Below are 3,558 nucleotides of genomic sequence, written 5' to 3'. Positions count from 1 at the left end.
CGCTGCCGTAACGTTTGCCCAGGCCCCGTATCCGCACGAAGGGACCGACCCCGGAAGTCATGGCGCCCCCATACCTTCGGCGCAGCGACATAGCTTTTTCGAGAGCTCGGCCCAGGACAACGCTTCCTGGAGCGCCTCGTCGATCCCGACCGCAGGGATCGACACCCCCCGATCGTGAAGCATCGACATCAGACATTCCAGGAAAACGCCTCTTCCTTCGACAATGGAGCATTCCGGCAGCAGCCGCATCGATGCGATCTCCCCGCCCGGGTATCCAACGCAGGTCCGATCGACACCGCAAGAAGGGCTGCCGTCTACGCCGACGATCCCAAGGACCTCGTAATCGTTGCGAAGGTAGTCCTCCATCTGGTCCACAACGTCCTCCAGAAGGGCGCGGCAGTGCTTGCGATACTTGGGGACGTCGTACTGCTCCCGCGTCATCCCCCATCGGCGGCATCCCCCGTAGGTCTGTTCGGGGCAGGGAAGCTGCACGATACCGACGCCGTCCCTCAGGAGCCCCTCGACAATAACGGGGATCGCCCCCGGGGTCTGTGCAATACCGGCAACCTTCGCGTTCGCGTTCAAAATACAGTGCGCCAGCGCCACTATTTTTCTGCCTCTCTTCACGTCTTCTCCCCTTCCGGACTAGGCTTCGAGGGCCCTCTCGAGGCGCCGGGAAAAACAGGCCACCGTCTCCGTCAAAATGTAGTAAACCACCGCCACCGCCAGGTAGATCTCAAAGGCCCTGTAGGTTCGAGTATAAATGAGCTGCCCGATCCGGGTCAGCTCCATGATGGACAGAACGGAGACGAGGGAAGAGTCCTTGAGAATCGAGGAGAAGGCGTTGACCAGCGCGGGCAGGGCCACGCGCAGCGCTTGGGGAAAGACAATGAAAATCAGGGCTTCCAAACGCGTCAGGCCCAGAACCTGAGCGGCCTCCTCCTGTCCTCTCGGCACAGCGCCCAGAGCACCCCTGAGTATCTCCGATATGTACGCCGCGCTGTTGAGCCCCAAAGAAAGGACCGCCGCAACGTAACGCGGCATGTTGAGCCCTATGGACGGCAGCCCATAATAGATGAGAAACAGCTGGATCAAAAGCGGCGTTCCCCGAAAAAAGGAGACGTACCCCCCCAACAGGGCCGAGAGGAGCCCAGCCCGTCGGCGCAGGACCCCTACGACCGTCCCCAGAGCAAGGGCCACAAGGAAGGAAAAGCACGTCAAAAGAAGGGTCATGCACACCCCTTCTGCAATGGCCCCGGCATTGGCGACGATGATGTCCGTTCGGAACTCCATACGCTACTTTACTCGGCTACGAGCCACTTTTTCAGAATCTCGTCGTATTTCCCGCTCTCGCGGAGCTCCTTCAGCGCCGCATTCAGGGCGTCCGTCAGCGAGGAGGAGTCCTTTTTGAGGACCATGACGATCTCGGAGGGCTCGCCCACCTCGCCCAGGACGTGGAAACCTCCGGACGTCGTCCTGATCTGGTTGACCGCGTAGGCATACCCGACGATCAACGCATCGATGCGCTTGTTCTGCAGGTCCAGAAATGCCTCGGGATTGTAGTTGAAGCGTCGGACCTCCTTGAGGCCCTCCATTTTGTCGGCCACCTGCTCCGACGCGGACCCCATCTGGACGCCGACGACCTTGCCCCTGAGGTCGTCGACCGATTTGAAGCGTTCGTCTCCCGTCCTCACGACGGCGACATCGGACAGCCGGTAATACGTGTCCGTCATGCTCACATTCTCCTCCCGCGTCTCGGACCTCGACATGCAGGAGAGCAGGACGTCAAAGTCGCCCTTGTTCACACCCGCGATCAGCCCCGGCCACTCCGTGTCCCTGAACTCGGCCTTAACCCCAAGTTTTTCGGCCAAAGCCCTGCCCAAGTCCACATCGAACCCCTCGAACTCCCCCGTAGTCTCGTTTCGGGACTCAAAGGGAGGATAGGCGGCACAAAACCCGACGACCAGAGTCCCCCGGTCCCGGACGCTCTTCAGCGCATCGGCAGCCCAGGAGGCCCCTCCGGCCGCCAGGCACGTCAGGAAAGCAAGGGATACAACACCGACCATCTTCTTCAAAACACTCATCTTACAGCTCCCCTTCATTGTATTGTCTCAGTATATCCGCATGGGAGAAAATCAATAATGACGTCTCATGGTGCGCCGCAAAAACATTCGGGTCCTTTCAAGACCGGGGGCCTCGAAAATTTCCTCGGGCGATCCCTCCTCCTGGACGCTTCCCTCCGCCATGAACACGACCTTGTCCGAAACCTCACGGGCAAACTGCATCTCGTGCGTAATGACCAGCATGCCCATGCCGTTTTTTGAAAGGTCGGACATGACCGTCAGGACCTCCCCCACCAATTCGGGATCCAAGGCGCTCGTCGGCTCGTCGAACACCAGATGGGACGGAGACAGGGCCAAAGCCCTCGCAATCGCCACCCGTTGCTGCTCTCCTCCCGAGAGCCGACCCGGTTTGTGCCGGGCCTTGTTCTTCAGGCCCACCCGCTCCAACAGGCTGGAGGCGAGCTCCCTGGCTTGTCCTTCGTCCATTTTCAGACAGCGCCTGGGGGCAAACGCCACATTCTCCAGCGCCGTCATGTGCGGCCAGAGATTGAAATGCTGGAAGATCATGCCGGTACGGCGACTCATGGCTCTGGGACGGCTCCGCAAAGACGCCACATCCTCGCCGAAGAGCGTTATCGATCCCGCGTCATAAGTCTCCAGTCCGCAGATGCAGCGGGCCAGAGTGCTTTTTCCGGATCCGCTGGGACCAATGACCACCGTTGTACGTCCCCTCTCGAAACGGCAGGAAATCCGATCCAAAACACACAGAGCCCCAAAGTGTTTCGTCACGCCCCGGACATCGATCGCACTTCCGTCGTCCCTGTCATCGAGCATAGCGACACCTCACCCTATACGCCCCCTATTTTTGAATCGAGCGCTTGTCCCCATTCGGGAATTTTTCCGCCACAAGCATCGAGCCAACGGCCCGCCGTCCCGCTGCACCTCACGATTCGCATCCCCCTCCATATTCGCAGGCCGTTTTTGGAAGATGGTACGGCAGTCTTAGGACGGATCGGGCAAGGGCCTCGACGCTGCCGTAACGTTTGCCCAGGCCCCGTATCCGCACGAAGGGACCGACCCGGGAGGTCACGGCGTCCCCCTATCTCCACAGGAGAAAGACACGATGCTCCCCCGGGGCGGAACTACTTCGCGGTCTCCCTGGGATAGACGACCAACTCGTTGTAGGTGGAGACCGGGCATTTCTCGCGCTTGTAGACGACGTCGATGAGCTCCATGATGACGATCTCCATCGTGGTCCGCGTGATGCTCCCGCTCTTCATCATGTGGCCGCCCCACATTCTTCCGTCCCCATCGGCAATGGAGAGGTGCAGGTGCCGCCCACCGGGCTCGAGCGTTCCGCTCAGACAAATCGTCTCAAAGTCCCCCTTCAGCAGGGTCCCCTCTTTGCGGTTGGCAAACCGAAGGTGCGCCTCGGAGAGGCTCCCCACCGACGACACGATCGCGGCGGCCTCGATGCCCTTCTTCTCGACGAAGG

At 60.4% G+C, this 3,558-nt stretch carries 5 protein-coding genes; all 5 read right to left on the bottom strand.

Annotated elements, in window-relative coordinates; translation table 11 throughout:
* Positions 1-57 precede the first annotated feature (57 nt).
* Complete coding sequence (locus Q0176_RS01295) at positions 58-627, bottom strand: CD3072 family TudS-related putative desulfidase (RefSeq protein WP_299298304.1); 570 nt, start codon at positions 625-627, stop codon at positions 58-60.
* An 18-nt stretch (positions 628-645) separates the two neighbouring features.
* A complete protein-coding gene (locus Q0176_RS01290) occupies positions 646-1,293 on the bottom strand; it encodes an amino acid ABC transporter permease (RefSeq protein WP_299298301.1) in 648 nt (215 codons plus the stop codon).
* Positions 1,294-1,301: 8 nt separating this feature from the next.
* Positions 1,302-2,084: an ABC transporter substrate-binding protein gene (locus Q0176_RS01285; RefSeq protein ID WP_299298298.1), complete on the bottom strand. Its 783-nt coding sequence runs from the start codon at positions 2,082-2,084 to the stop codon at positions 1,302-1,304.
* A 51-nt stretch (positions 2,085-2,135) separates the two neighbouring features.
* On the bottom strand, positions 2,136-2,897 hold the full coding sequence (locus Q0176_RS01280) for an amino acid ABC transporter ATP-binding protein (protein WP_299298295.1): 762 nt from the start codon (positions 2,895-2,897) through the stop codon (positions 2,136-2,138).
* A gap of 308 nt (positions 2,898-3,205) precedes the next feature.
* Positions 3,206-3,558: PPC domain-containing DNA-binding protein (locus Q0176_RS01275; RefSeq protein ID WP_299298292.1), on the bottom strand; the 353-nt coding region annotated here is incomplete at its 5' end.

The organism is uncultured Fretibacterium sp., assembly GCF_938040765.1.
Taxonomy (GTDB): Bacteria; Synergistota; Synergistia; order Synergistales; family Aminobacteriaceae; genus CAJPSE01.
The sequence above is the reverse complement of the archived record's forward strand: the minus strand, read 5'-3'. Positions and strand labels throughout refer to the sequence as shown.